We start from the raw sequence: 18295 nt of genomic DNA on the forward strand, positions 1-18295 counted from the left end.
GTGGGACTGCCGGGTGGAGCGAGCCCTCCGCAGTCGACGGACTCGCCCCCCCCCCGAGGGCGCGAGAGCGGCGAACCGGCGTGCGGGGCGGGGCGGTACAGCGCCCCGGTCACGGCTGTTGCTTCACGCGGCTGGCTGAGGCCCGCTGAGTGTCGGCGCCGGAGCTGACGTGCCGCAGGGTCTGCTGGGGTCCGTGCCAGTCCGGGCGAGGGCTCCAGACTCCCGCACAGGGTGCACTGTGCGGCCTCGCACGGCAGTGAGGAGGAAGCAGCAACTGGTACTGGTTTTCGGCTGCCGACGTGGCGGGCCTGGAGCGTTTGTCCCAGGCGTGGAGGTCGGTGAAGCGTCCGTTGGCGATCACGACGCAGGCCAGGATGGGGGCGGCTTCCCCGACCTCGTCGAGAACGTCGTCCCCGGGTTCGGCGGGCAGGAGCAGTTCCAGCAGTCCGATCGCGTCGCCCCTGGTGGTGACCGGAACGATCATTCGCTGTACCTGTCCGGTGAGGAACGACACTCTCGTGGCTCCGAAACGCCGACGCAGATCGTCAGCGACCACTGCGACGATGTCCACCGGCGCCGCCCTCTCCGCCGCGGTCCTTCGGTCGCCCCTGTGCAGGGCTACGGCGTGGCGGGCTCAGTCGCCGACGTGGATGCCGGGCCGCCGGTCGGGGTCGGGTTCGTTGCTGCGGATGATCTCGCGGGTGACGGGGGCGGTGTCGCCGCGGCCGAGGAGGAAGTACCGGATCATGTGCACCAGGGGGCTGCCTTCGGCCCAGGCGAAGTAGCAGTGCGGCCGCACACCGGTGGCGTCCCGCAGGGCCAGCAGGATGGCGGCTATGGCGTTGGGCGCTGCCGGGGCCTGGGCGCGCAGGATGCGATGGCCGTCCACTTCGACACCGTGGACGGTGAGGGTGTCGCTGAAGTCGGACGGGTCGACCACGTCGATCTCCAGGAAGAGCACGTCGGCCGGGCCCGGCACCGGGTTGGCGCCGCGCTGTTCGCGTTCCTTGGCCCTGTACTCGGCGTCGTCTCCGGCCTCGCGGCGGTTGGCGATGATGTTGATGGACCGGTCGTGGGCGAGGGTGTCGGTGATGAACCGGCGGGCGGCCTCGTCGAAGACGAGGCGGTCGGCGCGCAGCTCGGTGGTGCGCGATACGCGGGAGACCAGTGACACGGTGATGATGCCAAGGATGAAGAAGCCGGAGATGGCGATGCCGTCCGGCTTGTCGACGATGTTGGCGATCAGCGCGTAGAGCAGGACCGCGGTGAGCAGCGCGAAGCCGACGGTGGCCGCGCGCCGTCGATGGCGGGCGACGAAGACGGTGACGGCAAAGGCGCCGGAGACCATCATCGCCAGAATGCCGGTGGCGTAGGCGCCGGCCTGCTTGTCGACGTCGGCGTCGAAGGCGACGGTGATGATGATGCACAGGGTGGTGTAGACCAGGACGACCGGGCGCACTGCGCGGCCCCATTCGGGGGCCATGCCGTAGTCGGGCAGGTAGCGGGGCACGATGTTGATGAGTCCTGCCATGGCGGAGGCGCCGGCGAACCACAGGATGAGGATGGTGCTGATGTCGTAGACGGTGCCGAACGCCTCACCGACGTGCTCGTGCGCGAGCCAGGCCAGGGCACGGCCGTTGGCGGCGCCTCCGGGCTCGAACTCGTCCTCGGGGATGAGGACGGTGGTGACAAAGCTGGCGGCCAGCAGGTAGACGCTCATGATGAGCGCGGCGACGGTGAGCAGCTTGCGGGTGTTGCGGATGCGGGCCTGCAGCCGCTGCTCGTCGTCGGCGCCGTCGGCCGCCACCAGCGGCATCATGCTCACGCCGGTTTCGAAGCCGGACAGGCCCAGCACCAGCAGGGGGAAGGCCAGCAGGGCAGGGCCGACCAGATCACCGAAGCCGCCCAGGTCGGTGAGGGATGCGGTCCACGCCGACCAGGCTTCGGGATCGGTGAGCACGTGGGCCACGCCGACGCCGATGACGACGGCGTTGAGGGCGAGGAAGACAGCCACCAGGGGGATGGCCACCTTGACCGCTTCGCTGAAGCCCAGCAGGAACACTCCGCCAAGGATCAGCAGCAGCACCACCGTCAGGGCGACCTCATGGCCGTGCAGTGCCGAGGGGAAGAAGGGGTTCTCCACCACGTGCACCGAGGCGTCCGCCGTGGACAGGGTGATGGTGATGATCCATGAGGTGGCCACGAAGCCGAGCAGGACCAGCACGAACAGCTTGCCCCACCAGAACGGCAGCAGGTCCTCCAGCATCGCCACCGACCCCGCACCGTGCGGGCTCTGCCTGGCCACCCGGCGATACATCGGCAGCATCCCCAGCAACGTCAGTGCCACGATCAGCAGCGTCGCCAGGGGGGACACGGCCCCCGCCGCAAGCGCTGCGATCGCCGGGACGTAGGCCAGACTGGAGAAGTAGTCGACGCCGGTCAGGCACATCACCTTCCACCAGGCATGCGGCTCGGCATGACTCTCACCGGCCGCCGGCCCCGCCGGCTGCACCCGGTGACGCAGCAGCCACCGCGCCGCCGCACCAGTTGGCTGCGCCCGCAGAGCCGGACTGTCCACCGTCTCCGGCATCATCGGCCGGCTCGCCTCGCTCATATCCCCACGCTCTCTTCAGTCTGCCTGTCGGATCGATCGCCGCACGCCACCGCCTACCCGCTGGTGCGACGATCACTGAGTATGTGCCCTGCCGACCCGCTGCCCGGCACCGAGGCGCCGATAACGAATGAGATGCCGGTGGGCTGTCAGGGGTGACTGACGGGACCCGGGGTGCCGCTGGTCAGACTGAACTGTGAGCGGCGCTCGCTGGGCCGTCCCATCGCCGCGTACGTCCGTGACGTGGGCGCCGCCGAGCCCGGCGTGCGGGTCACCGTGCCGATCCCGGAGACGGAGCCGGAGCGGCTGTGGCAACGGCTGCTGCAGAACCAGCAGGGCGCGTGCAACCGGCTGAGGTGCGGGGAAGGACCCGCCCCCGCCTGTGCCCAGTCGGCGCAGCGCTCGTAGCGCGTCTCGTCGTTCCTGCGTGAGCGTGACTGCGGGAACCGGGGCAATGGAGCCTCAGGAGCCCCAACCGGCCCCTGAGGCTCACCCCTTAGACCGTGTCCTACATGGTCAGTTTGAGGAGGCGTTTGTAGCAGCAGAGAGCGGCTGCCAGTCCGAGAAAGGCCAGGTAGTTGCCGGGTTTTCGCTCGTAGCGGTGGTTGAGGCGGCGGTAGCCGGTCAGCCAGGACATGGTGCGCTCGATGACCCACCTGCGTCGGCCGCGCTCATCCGCCCCGGCGGCATCGTCTCCTGGGTCGCCGCCCCGGGCCTGCCCGCAGACACCGCAGCTCTGGCGACCGCGCTGCGCACCTGGCTCGGCGAACCGCACACACGTACGCCGAACGGCCAACAAGGTGAACCTGGCCAACCTGCAGGCAGGAAAAGCGCCGGACAACGCAGAGGGGAGGTCTGATTGTGTGCGATCCACTCTGCCGGCCGGTTCGGCACAGATCTGCCTTGATGCTGCCGAAAGGCCACCCCGCCTCCGCACCGGCAAAACATCCGAGGAGCAGGAACGACGATGGCACCCGATTCGACAACCGCCCAGGTGACCATGACCCTGGCTGCCCTTGCAGCCACCGGGGCCACCCCGCGTCCCTCCGGGGAAACCCCGCAACAACAGACCGAACGAATCATCACCGGCGTCAACGCGCAACTGAGCGATCCCAGCCTTGCGACGCAGGGCGCGTGGAGGCTGGTGTGGCTCGCCCTGAGCGAGGCCAACGCGAATATGGCCTACATCGCACGGAGCACCAACGGCTCGAACGAGTTCGCCGTGGTCGCTCGCGGAACGGACGCCGATCTGACCGACATCCTCGAGGACCTCGATGTCGGCACAGTCGTCCCGTTCCCCGAAAGCGGAGCACCGAAGCCCATCGCCGTTTCCAAGGGGGCGATGGATGCGTTCAAACGGGTTGTCAACGCCCGCTCGATCGCCTCACCCTCCCCGAACGTCACGCTCGCTCAGGCGCTCACCGCCGCACTCGACTCGGCGCCCTCCTCGCCGCAGCCGACCGTCTATCTGACCGGTCACAGCCTGGGCGGTTGCATCGCCACCATGCTCGCGCCGTACCTGCAGGCACAGACCTGGCCGAAACAGCCGAAGTTCGCGGTGATCACCTATGCCGCTCCGACCGCCGGCGTACAGAGCTTCGTCGACTACTTCGACTCCGTGCCGTGGGTCATCGACGAGCGTCACAACAACGCCTACGACCTGGTACCGCAGGCGTGGGCCGATCTCGACACCACCGCCGGCTGGTACCCGAGCCCGGGACCGCAGGCAACCGAAGAAGTGAAGCTGCTCATCGGGGCGATCTCCCAGCGCACCAAGGGCAACGTCTACGTCCAGCCCGGCACGCTCTGCCCGATGAACACCAACTACACGAGCCTTGCCAAGAACCTGGTCAACAAGACCACCCAGGACTTCCTCGGCCAGGTCGCCTTCCAGCACGCCAACTCCACCTACCTGGACCTGGTGGGAGCGCCTGCCGTCCCTTCCGCACCGGTGGTGACCGACGTGACCCCCGCCTTCGGCGAACCAGGCGCCACGGTGACCATCAACGGCACCGGTTTCAGTAAGGACAGTATGGTCGACTTCGGCCACTTCGCCTGCCCCACGCGCAACATCGACTCCGACAGCAGGATCACCGCTAAGGTCCCCAACGGAACCGGCGTCGTCCACGTCCGCGTCACCAACACCCTCGGCACCTCCCCGGCCGTCGCGATGGGGCGGTTCGCCTATGGCGGACCCGCACCTGTGGTGGTCAGTGCCGTCAGCCCGACCAGCGGAAAGGTCGGCACCCTGGTCACCATCAGCGGCTCGGGCTTCGCCGATGGCGCCACCGTGCACTTCAAGGACAAGGCATCCGATTCGGTCAAGTTCGTCTCCACCGGACAGATCACCGCAACCGCGCCCGGTCAGCTCGACGACCACCAGACGGTGAACCTCACCGTGACGGTCGGCAAGGCCACCTCTCCCACCAGCCCGGCCGACGAGTTCACCTATACCGGACGGTAGCGTCCGCACGCCCCGTCCCCGGGGTGGCCCTTCGAGCAGTCCCGGGCCCTTGCCGCCGACCGGTCGAACCGTGCCCGGGCGAGGGATCGCCGCAGGATCGTTCACCCTGCGGCGACCAGGCCACGGAGCTGTGCGGCACGGCGAGCAGCTGCCGGGCGACCAGGCGTCCGGAACCCAGCCCCGGTCGCCAGATCAGGTTGTGGTCGAGCTCGGCGGGCACCTGCCAGCTACTGATCCGCCGCAACCGCACCACCGGCCAGGTGGCCTACTACCGCTGTTTCAGCCCACGGCCAGTAGCGCTGCCCGCCCTGGTCCGCGTCGCCGGAACCCGCTGGAAGATCGAGGAGACCTTCCAGGCCGGCAAGGGCCTCGTCGGCCTGGATGAGCACCAGGTCCGCCGCCACACCCCCTGGCTGCGCTGGGTGACCCTCGCGATGCTCGCCCATGCCTTCCTGGCCGTCATCCGCGCCGGCGAGCACTACGAACACGCCGCCCCCACCGGACTCATCGCCCTCACCTGCAACGAAATACAGCGACTATTCGCTCTGCCCGCCGCATCCCCGAACGACCACCGCGACCATCGCCTGCACTGGTCCCTATGGCGTCGTCGACACCAGCCCCGCGCCCGCGACTGCCACTACCGCCGACGCGAGGCCACAGCATGAAGATCCACAACTGCGGATGGAGTATTAATTGACTGAGCTCGGAAGCAACCGACCGAAGGCAGTGCGCCCCGAGGGGCCCCTCATGCCGCCGTTAGCGCCGCCAGGGCGTGGTCCATCGCGGCGTTGAATTCTTCCGGCGTCAGCGGCAGCCGGGACTTGACGTCCCGACTCCACTGGTCGGCGAGGACCTCGGCGGAGCTCGCCTCGACACCGTCGAGCGCCGCGTCGGCCAGGTCCGACGGCGCGATCTTGGCCACGGGCCAGCCCGCGGCCATGTCGGTGTCGGCCAGGCCGAGGTGCACCGCCGTCACGAGTGTGCCCTGCTCGGCGAGTTCCAGGCGGACGCCGTTGGTCATGGCCCAGGCGGCGGCCTTGGTCAGGTGGTAGGCATTGGCGCCCTTGCCCCCGAACCATGACATGGCGGAGAGGACGTTGACGATCGCGTCCCCGCCGTTCCTGGCGAGCGCCGGCGCGAACTCCCGGATCATTCCCAAGTGGCCGAACATGTTGGTCTCCAGCTCGTGCCGTACCGCGTCCAGCGAACCGGTCACCAGGTCGGTCCCCGTCTGGATCCCCGCGTTGTTGATGAGCAGCGAGACGTCCGGGGCGGCCTCGGCTGCGGCCCTCACGGATGCGGGATCGGCGATGTCGAGGGGCAGCACGTCGACCCCGGGCAAATCCACGGTCTCGGGCCGGCGAGCCGTCGCGTAGACCTTGCGGGCGCCCCGTTCGAGCAGGCGCTGGGCGAAAGCGCGGCCCAGGCCGCGGTTGGCTCCGGTGACAAGGGCAACTGAGTTGGTGATGTCCATGCCCGGTACGCGCCGTGCGCTACTACGAGCAGCAGGGGCTGCTCATCGCCGAGCGCAGCCCATCCGGCCAGCGCCTCTACCGGCAGGATGCCGTCACCCTTGTCCGCTTCTTCCAGCAGATGTTCGCCGCTGGCCTGACCAGCCAAAGGATCACGGAACTCCTTCCGTGCTGGGACTCCGGGCACACCGACGCCGAGCAACGAGCCATGCTGCGCGCCGAGCGGGACCGCATCCAGGCCAAGGTCGACGACTTGCAGGCTGCCCTGGACCGCCTCGACGAGGTCATCGCGATCACGGACACGCACCCGTAGGCGCGGTCGGCCGGACGTCGCACCAGCGATCTACGGCTGGAGCACTAATGACCCAGGAGTAGCGGCCTGGCACTGGCACTCGCGTGATCAAGCGCTCGCAGCCACGTTGCTCGAACTGGAGAAGAACTCCGCCGGCCCCAGCGACGACGAGAAGGAGGGGCCAGGGAGGACTCCAGGAATGCGAGCGGGGCGCACTCGCCGGCCTGAGGGATGCGCGGGGCAGGAGGCGGTCTCGCTCTTGAACCGCATACAGCTGGTGCCACACCTCCTCCGTAGGGAACCGTTTGATCCCGGCATCAGCCATACCAACACGCCCAGTTGCTGATCGAGTTGCGCAACGCCCCGGTCCACTACCGACCCGAATGGCGTGCCACAGGAGGCGTCACAGGGGGCCGCGGCCTTGCCAAGAGCCTGGTCGGCTTGAGCTTCGCGGCTCGTACGGCGCCGTCGCCACGCACGCAGCGCAAACAAGGCAGTATCACTCGACCGATCTCGTCAGGACGAGCAGCCAGGATCGAACCCACTGCACACCCAGCCCTAAACCCACAGCAGCCGACGGGTTCCCTACCAAACAGCCGCAGGAATTCACGAACCCGTCGGCTTCGCGCAGGGTGGAGTTCGACCACAGGGTGCGGCTCGGTTGGGTCCGCTCCCCGCAGTCAGCGCTCCGGGCGATGGCGTCCCCGGTCACAGGCGGGTGGTGAAGCGGCCGTCGGGCAGTTTGCGCAGCCAGCCGCGATCAACGAGTCTGACCAGCCTCCCCCGCAGCGGTTCCAGCCTGGCCCGCACGGTGACGTCGACACCCGGCATCTCGCCGACCTGGCGGGCCATGACCGGTCCGGCGGCCTGCCGCACGGCAGCCAGGATGCGCTGGTGGTCCGGCGGGAGCATGGTCTCCTCCACATCGGGCGTGCGGTGCGGGAGCAGCATCACCGCCCGGCCGCCCACCTGCCTGGGCGCCGGCGCGGCCGAGGCGTGTTCGTCGGCGAGCTGCTCGCTCACCCGGGCAAGGACACGTTCGGCGACGGCGAGTTCGTCCCGCTCGGCCCGCACCTCCGCCAACTGCTTGGCCAACTGCTCTTCGAGTTCGTCCAGTTCCGCACGGCGCGCGGTGATCCGTTCCAGGAGTTCGGGATCCGGCATGCGTCGGATCGCAGAAGGCCGTCCGACTGCCACGGGACGGAATCAGCGAACCGACTGCGGCCGTTGCCCACGCGCTCACCGCACTGAGCGTTCCAATGCAGCCCGATGATCGGAAACCCACTGATAGGCCGCCTGAACTTGCGTCACCGCCCCTGCGTCACGGAGCCGTGCCATGGCGACGTCACCCGTATCGGCCTGGGTCTTGATGCCCCGCCAGCACCGGTCCTGCCACCACAAGATCGTGGACACGAGACGTTGCCGGTCCAGCAGCACGTAGCTGTCGACGATCAGCCTCATGCGCCGGGCTGTCTCCTCGACGTCGGTGACCGAAGGGCCCAGATCGAGGTACTGCCAGCAGACATGAGCGATGTCGTGGATCCGCGCGCCAGGCGCAGCAAGGTCCCAGTCGATGAATGCCGTCGGGCGAAGCTCGCCGCTGGACAGGCGATAGACGGTGTTCTTGGGCGACAGGTCGTTGTGACACACGACCTCTTGGTCTCCGGCCAGCCAGGTGCCGGCCGTCAGGTCGTGGAACTCACGCACGAGCCGGGCGACCGTCACCAGACTCTCGTCCGATGACACAGCGACAGGTTGTTGCGGCTCCCATGCCACGTGGCCATCGAGGTAACGGAGGACTTCACGGCCCTCGTCGTCCACACCGAGACACCGCGGAGCACCACTCCAGCCACTGGCTTCAAACAGCCTCAGCAGATCACCCACGAACTTCGTGCGAGCCGACGCTGGACGGCGCACCGTCTCCCCGACACGAACAACCGCATTGACAAAACCTCCGGGCAAAAACGACTCAGGCATCCGTCCACCCTGCCCGATCACTACCTTCAATGCTCAATAACTTGTCCTGACGCTTGATCCGCCCCCGAGACAACTCCGCCAGATGATCTACTCCGCAGACAGCCGCCGACGGCCAGCGTGAGTATCCCGAGGATCGGCCACACCAGTCCTTTGACCTGCGACTTCAAGTTGGCAGAGGCTCAGTTGTGGCCACTCCTCGACGACCCTGCTGCCGGTGTCGTCCGCGAGACCGCCGCCGCCCTGCTGCCCTCGGCCAAGGAACTGCCCGCCGACTGGCTGCTGGAGCGCACCCGTACCGATCGGCCGCGGCACGTCCGCGTCGGCGCGTTCCGGCTGCTCGACGCGCGCGGCGGCACCGTGGCGCTACGGGCGGCGGTCGGTCTGCTCGAGGACCCGGATATGAAACTGCGCACCTGGGCCGCGCAATCAGTGCAGCGCTGGCATCCGTCGCCGGACGGGCGGCGCGGCGACGCAGAGGTGGGTGAACTGCTCGACCAGAGCCGACACCTCTTCAGCGACCACGTACTGCGCCGACGCAAGTGGGAAGCCGGGGTGGACAGCTGAGACCGTACGGTCCAGAACCCTGCTCAGCACTCGCCGTCCGGTGGCCCTGACGACAGCACGCCTGCCTTGGTGACAACTATCGTGCTTCGACTCAGCTGGCTGACGAGCTCGTGCACGGTAGGCGGTGAGAGGTCGCGTTTCCAATCGTCGATCATGGTCGTGTGGTGGGGAACGTGTCTCGTGCAGCGACCATCAGCGGCCGGAGGATCACGGGCCTGCCGGCCGATGTGATTTCTGAACTCGTGGCCGAGCTGGGTCCGTTGTGGCATGAACGGCACCAGGCCAGGCTTGCGTCCAGGCTCCGGAAGCGGGTGATCGGTGTCGGCGCGAAGCACCGACCGGTCTTCGTCGACCGGCTCCCGGCCACCCTCGTGCGCCTCCGGCACGGGGTCACGCACGACGTGCTCGCCTGCTGGTTCGGGGGGACCGCTCCACCATCACCCGCGCCATCGGCGAGGTGCGACCGCTGCTCACCGAACGCGGCTGCACCATCAGCTCGGGGGTGCGGCTGGGGACCCTGGCCGAGGTCGTCGACCACCTCGGCGTCAGCGGAAAGACCGGCATCACCGACGGTACCGAGATCCGGGCCCGCCGGCCCGCCGCCGGACGCAAGGGCCGGGACACGTTCGTCCCCGGCAAGAGCAAGCAGAACGCCGTCAAAACCATGGTGGTCACCGACGAGGACGGGCGGGTGCGCCTCTGCAGCCCGACCAGGCCCAGAAGCTGCGCGGGCATCACCCACGCCCGCCGGTTGGGGCTGGTCGAGCTCCTGGCCGACGGTCCCGCAGTGGAGATCCTCGCCGATGCCGGTCACCAGGGTCCGGGCGCGCAGACCGGCAGCCGGATGGTCACCCCGCCGCACCGCAAGTTCAAGAAGAACGCCCCCGTCGTGGACGATCACCTGAAGGTGCCCTGCAGGAAGGACAACAGCCTCTCCCGCGGAGCCCGCTGAGAGGAGATCGCGGTCGACAGCGAGACGGAACCGGTGACCGTCAAGCCAGGCGCATGGACATCGAAGACCCGCGCGAAACATGACAAACTCGCCTCCGAACAGCTCGACGCACCTCGGAAGCTGGGCATGGAATGGGCGTGACCTGTACAGGGGGGCGCATGGGGCTGGTGTTGCCCTCACCAGCGAATTTCGCGCGTTGTGAGACTCCGACCCGACGCCGGGCAGCAGAACCCGGCGCGACCCGACATGGCAGCCGGGCCGCCAGGCTGCCCACCATCGGCTCCGGGAAGCGAAGGGGTCAGCGTCGTCGGTGGCCTGCGGGTGCGAACGGCCCGGACGGGGAAGGGATTTGGGCGATACCAGCGCAGAGGGAGGCAGCGTGGCGAGCGAGATCTCGGACAGATTCCGGTACAGCATCACGCACACCTACGTCACGCGGCATGTCGGGGACAGCACCCAGACGAAGACACTGGTCGGCGCGGAGGTGAGGAGCTTGGACCGGTTCGCCGACCGGACCAACGAGCGGAGCGAGCATTGTGAGCAGTGCGGCGCCCGCGTGCGGGTCGTCCTTGGGTCGGCGGCCGATGTGCGGCGTCGCCGACGTGTGCACCGGCTGCTGTGGCCGGTCTGGGCGGTGCTGGCCGTGCTGAGCGGCTGGGGCCTGGTGCAGGTGGTGCGCACGGGGGACGGCCGGGGGTACGACGACCTGTTCGTCCTGTTCTTCACGGCGGCCGGAACCGTCCTGCTCGGCTGCAGCACCCTGCGCAGCCTGGTCCTCACGCAGGGCTTCGACACCCCGGTGGTGACCAGGACGGACGACCGCGAGCCCTACGGCGTCCAGCACGGCTGGTCCCCGCCCCGGCCGACGGACGTCCACGATCGCACTCCGTGATGCACTCACCGGCCTCGGCGGGAACCCAGGGGCGGCTGGGCGGCGCCCTCGTCCGCCGGCAGGGACACCGGCTGCTCCGATGGCCGGGGGACGTGGGAGCCGGGGGTGGGTGTACGGGCGGTGGAGTGTTCGGTCCGGGGCTCGCCCGCCCGGCGGGTTCGGTGCAGGGCCGGGATCAGGACGCAGGTGACCGCGGCGCTGTGCCACAGCAGGGCGTCGAGTCGGACGGCCGTGGGATACGCGCCCGCGGCGACCGCCGCCCGTGCGCACACCCTGCGATCCATATTGCTCTCCACGGATAGCAGCGTGGTGCGTCGGCCGGGACGGCGTCGTTGACGAGCTTACGCTGCACCGGGCACACGAACCCGGTGATCGCGGCGAACGCGCACAGCAGCGCGACCACGGCCCACGGCACGGTCCGCCGAGGGTGGCGGCGGCGAGGGTCACGGCCAGCGGCGCGCTCAGCAGGGGCACCCACTGGGCGGCGGGCAGTCGGCGGCTCAGCCAGCGCGGACGCGCCGAGACCACTGCCTCGGCGACCGTCATGGCCGCGAGTACGCCGCCATGCGCGCCCTCTCCGATGCCGTGGTCCAACGGTGACCCGGCGGCCGCGCCCTGTGCGACGCGCGCCCCGGCGAACCCCGGGCACCCGGCCCCGGCGTCAGCTGCCGCTTGTACTACTCCGGCGACACACCCTGACCAGCCCACGGCCGGCACCGCGCGAGCCGCTACGGGCCGGGCTCCTGGCGCAGGTCCAGGTAGCAACGCAGCCGCACCCCCGGCTGGCCGCGCTCCCGGCTCGTGCGGTTCGCGGCCGCGACCTCCACCACGGCCAGCTTCTGTTGCAGGGAGCCTGGCCGGGAGCTGCTCCAGGATGCCGAGCGCGGTGTCGTGGCGGCGGGGAAGGGGCTCGCCGCGTCAGTCGGCGGTGACTCGCTCGTGGGCGCGCTGGTCGCATTCGTCGACGGTGAGGCCGCCCAGTTGCCGTTGACGGTGGCGTAGTCCGCGCACATACCCCGGCCGGGCCGCCCACTATCCTGCTTTTCCGTCACGGGGTGAGGTGACCAGGGGGAGGCGTACGTGCAGTCGTTGGAGAGCACGGATCCGGCCACGATCGGCGGCTATCCGCTGCTGGCACGGCTCGGCGCGGGAGGTATGGGGCAGGTCTACCTGTCGCGCACGCCGACCGGCCGCCCCTTGGCGCTGAAGACGGTCCGACCCGACCTCACCGCCGCCCCGGACTTCGAGCGGCGCTTCGCCCGGGAGATCCGCACCAGCGACCGCGTCCGCTCCCCGTGGACCGTTTCGGTGGTGGACTTCAGCCCGCCCGGCCACCGCCCACTGTGGCTGGCCACCGAGTACGTCGCCGCGCCTGCCCTCTCCAACTGGGTCGCCGGGCACGGGCCGCTGCCGCCCGCCGCCCTGCGCGCCCTGGCCGCCGAACTCGCCGCGGCGCTGGCCGCCGTGCACGCCTGCGGGCTCACCCACCGGGACGTCAAACCGTCCAACGTCCTGCTCGGCCGCGACCGGCCCATGCTCATCGACTTCGGCATCGCCCGGGCCGCCGACGACCCCCGCCACACCAGCACCGGCGGTGTCATCGGCTCGCCCGGCTATCTCGCTCCCGAACAGGCCGCCGGGGGAGCCGTCACCGAGGCGGGCGACATCTTCTCCCTGGGCGCGGTCCTGGTGTTCGCCGCGACCGGCACCGGTCCCTTCGAGCATCCCGGTGAACAGCCCTCGGCCGCCTCCCTGCTCTACCGCATCGTCCACGAGCCACCCCGCCTGGACGGCGTACCGGCCGAACTGGCCCCGCTGATCCGCGACTGCCTGGCGAAGCGGCCCGAGGACCGGCCGCACAGCGCCGAGTTGGCGGCCCGGCTGCGCCGGGGGCGGGCCGCGGACGACCCACGGTCGGCCGCTCACGAGCGCGGGCCCGCTCCGGCGGCCGACGCGTGGAAGGACGCGCTCCCGCCCGGACTCGGTGCCGACCTCGCAACCCGCGAGGAGGAGGGCGCACACCGGTGCGCGGTACCGCAGCACGGCCAGGGGCAGGCGCCGTCGGACGCGGTGACGTCCGCCGGCGGGAGACCGCCCGCGCCGACGACCGCCGGGGCGGTGTCCCTGACCCCGTCCCTCGACCACGCGATCCCTGCCGCGCCCTACTCGACGCCCCCCGACACCCCGGCCCCCTACGGCCGGGCAGCCCCGGACACCCTCACCCCGTACGGCCCGTTCGCCCCCGGCACCGCCGGGCCGGCCGGGTGCGGGCCGCACGGTGCCTGCACCCCCCACAGGGAGGGGGGCGCACGCCGCCGCGTCCGCTGGACCGTCGCCGGTTCCGTTCTCGCGGTGGCCGCCCTGGTGACCGGCGTCCTGCTGTGGAACCCGTTCGGCAAGGAGGCGGCCGGTGAAGGCTCCACGGTCTCCCCGCCCCCCTCGTCCTCCGCACCCGCCCTCTCCGCCGCATGGGCGGGCGTCTGGACCGGCACGGGGCCGGGCAACCCTGACGCGGACGGCCAACAGCACCCGCGCACCGAGTCGTTCACCGTGACCCTCACCCTGCACACCGCCGAGGTGGGCGAACTGGCCGGCAAACAGGTCAGCAACATCAAAGAGGCCGGCACCGGCCGCGAGGTCGGCTGCACGGAAGCCCTGGAACTACGGTCGGTGCGTGGCACGACAGCCACGTTCGTCGCGGCCACCAGCCACGCGACCAACCGCTCGGACACCTCGCTGCAGTGCGAGAGCGGCCACCTGTACGTGGTCCAGCTGACCGCTGCCGACACCATCAGCCTCGGTGATGAGGGCAGCCAGTCCGCCGGTGCGCCCACGGCCCTGCACCACAGCCGCGGCACGTCCTGAGCGGCGACCGCCGGGGCGGCGCGGGAGCCACGGAATCGGGTGACGAGGGCCGCCGGTCGGGCTGATAGTTTGCCGGTCTCCCTGTCGGTGAGGGTGGCCATCTTGAGAAGGCCAGGGTCTTCGGTCCAGACGTCGATGGTGTCGAGGACGCAGTACCGGTTGTTGCCGCCGCCGAAGGGGAAGTCGGCCCGCTTCTCCGACCTGCACCGGTGCCGCGAAGTGCACCGCCGGGTTGAACAGCATCTGGGTACGCCGCGCCCTCTTTCACCCCACGCGTCGGACGGCTCGTAGCTGCCACACCGCCCGCTTCAGGCGATGGCCGGGGATGTCACGCCGACCGGTGCACCCGACCTGCTGCCGCGCGCGCCTCGCGGCTTTCACGGGCGGGCGGGGGAACCGGCCGCTCTGTCGCGTGCTGCCGAAGGCGAGGCGCCCGTCTGTCTGGTCGTCGGGCCCGCCGGGGTCGGGAAGACGGCCCTCGTGCTGCACTGGGCCCACCGCTGCCGTGCCGGATATCCCGACGGGCTGCTCCATGCCGACCTACGCGGCTTCGGCGACACGGGCGAGCCGGCCTTCGTAGAGGTGCTGCGCGAGTTCCTGTCGGCGCGTTGGGGCGTGATGGGCCCTGGGGCCGGGCGGGTCTTCAGGCCGTGGTGGGCGAGCCGGCAGCGCAGGTGATCTGCTCCCAGACGGCGAAGCGGACGGTCGTCTCGGCTCGGTAGTCGGAGGCTGTCGTCAGGTGACGGCGAGGGCGGGAGCGGGCCGAGATGCCGCTGAGCGCGGACGGGCAGCGCTGCGCCCCGCCCACGCTGCGGAAGATCTTCATCGCGCGTTCGCGCTGTCTCGTCGGTTGATGACTGTTCTCGGCCCGGTTGTTCGATCGCTTGTGGGAGCGGTGCTCGACCTGGGGCATGACCTCGCGGTGGGCGGCGCCGCAGGAGCACAGCTTGTCCGTGACCGTCACCCGCGGCGCCGCGCGGGTCTTCCTCATCGGGCGGCGGAAGAAACACCGGGCGGCAGCCTTGTCCCGCCGACCCTGCACGAGGATGTCCAGCAGTCGCCCCCTGGTCGACAGCTCGCCACAGGTACCTCAGCGCGCTGTTGATCTTGACGAATACCTCGTCCAGATGCCATGTGTCGCCGGGCTGGGGCCGGCGGCGACGCAGTCCGCCGGCGTAGGCCCGGCCGAACGTGGCGCACCATCGCCGCACCGTCTCATGGGAGACGATCACGCCGCGCTGCAGCATCAGCTCCTCCACCTCGCGGAAGCCGAGCGGGAACCGGAAATACAGCCACACGCAGGGGGGATCACCTCGACCGGGTACCGGCGCCCCCCTGTACGACGCCGACGCACTCCCCACGGACGATCTCCCTCCCACCGTGATCAATCCGAAGATCATCCCAACCGGTCAATCAACCTGGCAGTGCCCCCGAACATGCTCGACGCCCTCGGTCACCCCTGATGGATAACCCGGCATCGGCAGCGCGGCCACGACGGTACAGCGGCAACTGCGCCGGTGCAGCAGCTCCGAGGCCCGGCAGAAGAACACCGACCGTATTTTTGCAGGTGGAATTGCCTGGGACCGTACCCGTCCACCGTGATCGACTGGGCCCGCCGCAGAGGCGCTGTCCCGCACCGGCGGACAACCCCACCGCCGACGCACAGCGTCCCCGCCTGGCCCCTCTCGGTGGTCCAGGAATGAAAAGCGGGAAATGTCGAGCAGAGCGAAAGGTAAGAGCGAACATGAAGCAGAAGATCACTTCGCTTGCCGGTGCCATGGCCATGGCCGGTGGCGTCGTCATCGCGGCCGTGGCCGCGGCCACCGGCCAGGCGTCCGAGGCGGACCACGGACGGCCCATTTCCGCCCCCACCCCGCACGCGACCGTGGTCTTCGGCTACCAGCTGTCCGATTCCGACCTCGCCGCGCCGCTCGGCGAGTGGGGCATGGGTCGGCGGACGCCGCGCGCCTAGGTCCTGTCTCTTTGGCCAGCGTCATGTCCAGATGAGGATGGCCACGAGGTGGAGAGTCTGCTGTCAGCACCGCGTGCCTGCCCGAACGGGCCGGTCGCACGTCCGAAGGAGAGAGTCATGCTGGTCCGTAAGTTCAAGGCAGCCGTGATTGCGGCCGCCGCGGTCGCGAGTGTCTCGGTGGTGGCCACGCCGGCCGAGGCGAGTAACTGCTCGCGCGGAGGCGGCATCTACCTCTGCGAATACGGCGTGACCAGCTACAAGCTGCCCGACGGTACGAAGCAGGAATTCGTCGTCGGTACCGACCGTGCGGTGTGGACCCGCTGGACCGACTCCGACGGGGACTGGTCGGGATGGATGTCCATGGGCGGAAAGGCGTGGAGCACGGCGCGCGCCTACGACTACGACACCAGCGATCCCTGGACCTTCAGGGTGTTCTATTACGACCAGACCGCAGAGTACTGGGGCCGCAACCGTGACCACGACGGCAACTGGTCTCCGTGGACCCGCTACGATCTCCCGCTCAACGGCTGATCACCGCGCGCCCGGCCGTACGGCCCCATCACCCCGGCCGGGTCTCCCTCACCTCGTTCGACGGCCTCCACGAGCGGAAGTGCTTGCTGAGGTTTTCAGGGCGGGGTCGGTGGTGCGAGGGTCAGGCCGGTGGTGGTGAGGCAGCCGTCGGTCAGGTGGGGGCGGAGCTGGATCCTGCGTAGCTCCCGGCGGAGGACACGGTCGAGGTCGTCGGGTGTGTCGAAGGCGGTGTTGGCCATGGCCCGGCGTACGAGTGACCAGAGGGCCTCGACGGGGTTCAGGTCGGGTGCATACGGCGGGAGGCGGACGGTGGTGAGCCAGTCGTGCTCGGCCTCGTACCGTTTCAGCCCGGACGCCAGGTGGGTGTTGAGATTGTCCCAGACCACCACGATCGGGCCGCCGAGCTGGACGTGTGCACGGACGAGCAGGTCGCGGTAGTCCTGCCAGGAAAAGCTTTTCCGTGCCCCCTTCAGGAGCAGATGGCGACGGGGCCGATAGATCAGTCTGGCGCTCTCGCCGGGTTTGTGGCAGCACAGCGCGGCGACCGAAGTCCTGCGGCGGGATCTGCCCCGGACGCGGACAACGGGCGTGCGGCCACGTCGCCCCCAGGTCCGGGCCCGTGGCGGCGTCATCGAGAATCCGGCCTCGTCCTCGAAGAGGATCCAGCCCCCATGGGCCGCCGAGAGGCTTTTCCCTGCAGCCACACCTCCTTCTCCCACAACTCCACCGCGTGCTCGTCGCGTTCGAGCGCACGACGGGCAGGCGCCTGCCAGGACCAGCCGTGCCGTTTCAGCAGCCGCCGCACCGTCGCCACCGACAGGCCCCGAAAACCTCAGCAGGAGAAGAGTGTGTTGCCTATCCGGCCGGAGCGGGGAGAGACTGCTTGCGAGCCGAGAGTAGGTGCGCCCGTGGCAGCAGTCGAACCGGAGCACGTCGCCTGGTTGACCGAGAGGCAGCTGGCCCGAGCCTGGCCGACCATCCGGGCGACCTGTCTGTACGCCACCGCGAATGCCAACGGAGTCCGCAACAACCTCCATGTGTCGCACTCCACTTGGGGCGAGAGCAAGTGGCGCACGTATCACCCCGCGGACGTCGCCCGGGTGGCCGGGGCGATCGCCGACGGCACCGCGGAGCTCCAGCCGCACTGGCGGAACGACACCTCCGAGGCCAAGCTGCTCGATCAGCGCCTCCGCAGGAAGAACCTGCCCGGTGACATCGGGTGCGCCCTGCTCGTCGCCGTCCCGTTGGCGATCATCGTCATTCTCCTGGTCATCTCCTGGAACAGCTCGGGATCGTCTGCGCCCTCCTACTGGCACTGACCCGCATAGAGCCCGCTCCGTCGAGATCCGCTTCGCCGCCCTCCGCGAACAGCTCCGAGTGCGCCTTGGCGAGCAGCAGATAGCCCTCGTCGTTGGCCGTGACGCCCAGGCGCTCCCGCCTTCGTCAGCTCGCGCCTGACCTTGACCGGGACGCCCGCCACCAGCGAACCGGGCGGGATCTGCATGCTCTGCGGCACCACCGTGCCGGCCGCTATCAGTGAAGCGGCGCCCACCCGCGCGCCGTTGAGCCCAGGGCGCCCATCCCGACCGGCACGTCGTCCTCGATCGTGCAGCCGTGCAGCACCGCCGCCCCAGGCCGGCTACCTCGCCACTCTCGCGATCAGCCGGTTCGACCTCTGCGGATCTCGGGCAAGCCGCTCGGCG

20 protein-coding genes and 5 pseudogenes are annotated in these 18295 nt (G+C 69.8%); 13 read left to right on the forward strand and 12 right to left on the reverse strand.

Annotated elements, in window-relative coordinates; genetic code table 11:
- Positions 1-109: 109 nt before the first annotated feature.
- The gene (locus AB0N31_RS04460) at positions 110-484 is read right to left on the reverse strand and encodes a hypothetical protein (RefSeq protein ID WP_366056854.1); all 375 of its coding nucleotides are present in this window, start codon (positions 482-484) and stop codon (positions 110-112) included.
- 150 nt (positions 485-634) lie between these two features.
- On the reverse strand, positions 635-2614 hold the full coding sequence (locus AB0N31_RS04465; RefSeq protein WP_366056855.1) for an amino acid transporter: 1980 nt from the start codon (positions 2612-2614) through the stop codon (positions 635-637).
- Positions 2615-2785: 171 nt separating this feature from the next.
- Here AB0N31_RS04465 and AB0N31_RS04470 point away from each other — a divergent pair, with 171 nt between their 5' ends.
- On the forward strand, positions 2786-3019 hold the full coding sequence (locus AB0N31_RS04470) for a hypothetical protein (protein ID WP_366056856.1): 234 nt from the start codon (positions 2786-2788) through the stop codon (positions 3017-3019).
- A 100-nt stretch (positions 3020-3119) separates the two neighbouring features.
- Here AB0N31_RS04470 and AB0N31_RS04475 read toward each other — a convergent pair.
- Positions 3120-3272: pseudogene (locus AB0N31_RS04475) on the reverse strand (transposase); the annotation flags it as partial.
- Here AB0N31_RS04475 and AB0N31_RS04480 point away from each other — a divergent pair.
- From AB0N31_RS04480 to AB0N31_RS04490, 3 genes and pseudogenes are all read left to right on the forward strand, one after another.
- Positions 3213-3470: a hypothetical protein gene (locus AB0N31_RS04480; protein ID WP_366057018.1), complete on the forward strand. Its 258-nt coding sequence runs from the start codon at positions 3213-3215 to the stop codon at positions 3468-3470. The pseudogene AB0N31_RS04475 and the gene AB0N31_RS04480 sit on opposite strands and share 60 nt — an antisense overlap.
- 141 nt (positions 3471-3611) lie before the next feature.
- A complete protein-coding gene (locus AB0N31_RS04485; RefSeq protein WP_366057019.1) occupies positions 3612-5075 on the forward strand; it encodes an IPT/TIG domain-containing protein in 1464 nt (487 codons plus the stop codon).
- Between the two features lie 215 nt (positions 5076-5290).
- A pseudogene (locus tag AB0N31_RS04490) lies at positions 5291-5740 on the forward strand (IS701 family transposase); the annotation flags it as partial.
- An 80-nt stretch (positions 5741-5820) separates the two neighbouring features.
- Here the strand turns inward: AB0N31_RS04490 and AB0N31_RS04495 are convergent.
- Entirely contained in the window at positions 5821-6549 is a 729-nt protein-coding gene (locus AB0N31_RS04495; RefSeq protein WP_366056857.1) for an SDR family oxidoreductase, read from the reverse strand.
- A gap of 14 nt (positions 6550-6563) precedes the next feature.
- Here AB0N31_RS04495 and AB0N31_RS04500 point away from each other — a divergent pair, with 14 nt between their 5' ends.
- The gene (locus tag AB0N31_RS04500; RefSeq protein ID WP_366056858.1) at positions 6564-6860 is read left to right on the forward strand and encodes a MerR family transcriptional regulator; all 297 of its coding nucleotides are present in this window, start codon (positions 6564-6566) and stop codon (positions 6858-6860) included.
- Positions 6861-7547: 687 nt separating this feature from the next.
- Here the strand turns inward: AB0N31_RS04500 and AB0N31_RS04505 are convergent.
- Entirely contained in the window at positions 7548-8003 is a 456-nt protein-coding gene (locus AB0N31_RS04505; RefSeq protein ID WP_366056859.1) for a hypothetical protein, read from the reverse strand.
- 75 nt (positions 8004-8078) lie between these two features.
- A complete protein-coding gene (locus AB0N31_RS04510; RefSeq protein ID WP_366056860.1) occupies positions 8079-8660 on the reverse strand; it encodes a phosphotransferase in 582 nt (193 codons plus the stop codon).
- Positions 8661-8984: 324 nt separating this feature from the next.
- On the opposite strand from AB0N31_RS04510, the gene AB0N31_RS04515 reads away from it, so the two are divergent.
- From AB0N31_RS04515 to AB0N31_RS04525, 3 genes are all read left to right on the forward strand, one after another.
- Complete coding sequence (locus tag AB0N31_RS04515) at positions 8985-9380, forward strand: hypothetical protein (protein ID WP_366056861.1); 396 nt, start codon at positions 8985-8987, stop codon at positions 9378-9380.
- Between the two features lie 457 nt (positions 9381-9837).
- A complete protein-coding gene (locus tag AB0N31_RS04520; RefSeq protein WP_366056862.1) occupies positions 9838-10332 on the forward strand; it encodes a transposase family protein in 495 nt (164 codons plus the stop codon).
- 379 nt (positions 10333-10711) lie between these two features.
- A complete protein-coding gene (locus AB0N31_RS04525) occupies positions 10712-11224 on the forward strand; it encodes a hypothetical protein (RefSeq protein ID WP_366056863.1) in 513 nt (170 codons plus the stop codon).
- A gap of 5 nt (positions 11225-11229) precedes the next feature.
- On the opposite strand, the gene AB0N31_RS04530 is transcribed toward AB0N31_RS04525, so the two are convergent.
- Positions 11230-11508 (reverse strand): hypothetical protein, encoded by a 279-nt coding sequence (locus AB0N31_RS04530; RefSeq protein ID WP_366056864.1) that lies wholly within the window; start codon positions 11506-11508, stop codon positions 11230-11232.
- Between the two features lie 444 nt (positions 11509-11952).
- On the reverse strand, positions 11953-12237 hold the full coding sequence (locus AB0N31_RS04535; RefSeq protein ID WP_366056865.1) for a DUF6207 family protein: 285 nt from the start codon (positions 12235-12237) through the stop codon (positions 11953-11955).
- 67 nt (positions 12238-12304) lie between these two features.
- On the opposite strand from AB0N31_RS04535, the gene AB0N31_RS04540 reads away from it, so the two are divergent.
- Together AB0N31_RS04540 and AB0N31_RS04545 are read left to right on the forward strand one after the other, a co-directional pair.
- Positions 12305-14089, forward strand: a complete 1785-nt coding sequence (locus AB0N31_RS04540) for a protein kinase (protein WP_366056866.1) — start codon at positions 12305-12307, stop codon at positions 14087-14089.
- A 348-nt stretch (positions 14090-14437) separates the two neighbouring features.
- Positions 14438-14695: pseudogene (locus AB0N31_RS04545) on the forward strand (AAA family ATPase); the annotation flags it as partial.
- A 37-nt stretch (positions 14696-14732) separates the two neighbouring features.
- On the opposite strand, the pseudogene AB0N31_RS04550 reads toward AB0N31_RS04545, so the two are convergent.
- Positions 14733-15489 (reverse strand): annotated as a pseudogene (locus tag AB0N31_RS04550) (IS6 family transposase).
- A 344-nt stretch (positions 15490-15833) separates the two neighbouring features.
- On the opposite strand from AB0N31_RS04550, the gene AB0N31_RS04555 reads away from it, so the two are divergent.
- Both AB0N31_RS04555 and AB0N31_RS04560 read left to right on the forward strand, forming a co-directional pair.
- Positions 15834-16061 carry a hypothetical protein gene (locus AB0N31_RS04555; RefSeq protein WP_366056867.1) on the forward strand — a complete coding sequence of 76 codons (228 nt, stop codon included), beginning with the start codon at positions 15834-15836 and terminating at the stop codon, positions 16059-16061.
- 117 nt (positions 16062-16178) lie between these two features.
- Positions 16179-16592 carry a hypothetical protein gene (locus AB0N31_RS04560; RefSeq protein WP_366056868.1) on the forward strand — a complete coding sequence of 138 codons (414 nt, stop codon included), beginning with the start codon at positions 16179-16181 and terminating at the stop codon, positions 16590-16592.
- Between the two features lie 95 nt (positions 16593-16687).
- Here the strand turns inward: AB0N31_RS04560 and AB0N31_RS04565 are convergent, their stop codons facing one another.
- Both AB0N31_RS04565 and AB0N31_RS04570 read right to left on the reverse strand, forming a co-directional pair.
- Positions 16688-17224, reverse strand: a complete 537-nt coding sequence (locus AB0N31_RS04565) for a transposase (RefSeq protein ID WP_366056869.1) — start codon at positions 17222-17224, stop codon at positions 16688-16690.
- The gene (locus AB0N31_RS04570; RefSeq protein WP_366056870.1) at positions 17221-17406 is read right to left on the reverse strand and encodes a winged helix-turn-helix domain-containing protein; all 186 of its coding nucleotides are present in this window, start codon (positions 17404-17406) and stop codon (positions 17221-17223) included. The genes AB0N31_RS04565 and AB0N31_RS04570 overlap by 4 nt, the downstream gene beginning before the upstream one ends.
- Positions 17407-17500: 94 nt before the next feature.
- On the opposite strand from AB0N31_RS04570, the gene AB0N31_RS04575 reads away from it, so the two are divergent.
- A complete protein-coding gene (locus tag AB0N31_RS04575; protein WP_366056871.1) occupies positions 17501-17911 on the forward strand; it encodes a hypothetical protein in 411 nt (136 codons plus the stop codon).
- Here the strand turns inward: AB0N31_RS04575 and AB0N31_RS04580 are convergent.
- Positions 17862-18218, reverse strand: a pseudogene (locus AB0N31_RS04580) (hypothetical protein); the annotation flags it as partial. The gene AB0N31_RS04575 and the pseudogene AB0N31_RS04580 sit on opposite strands and share 50 nt — an antisense overlap.
- Between the last annotated feature and the right edge of the window lie 77 nt (positions 18219-18295).

The sequence above is a fragment of the Streptomyces sp. NPDC051051 genome (genome assembly GCF_040682975.1).
GTDB lineage: Bacteria > Actinomycetota > Actinomycetes > Streptomycetales > Streptomycetaceae > Streptomyces.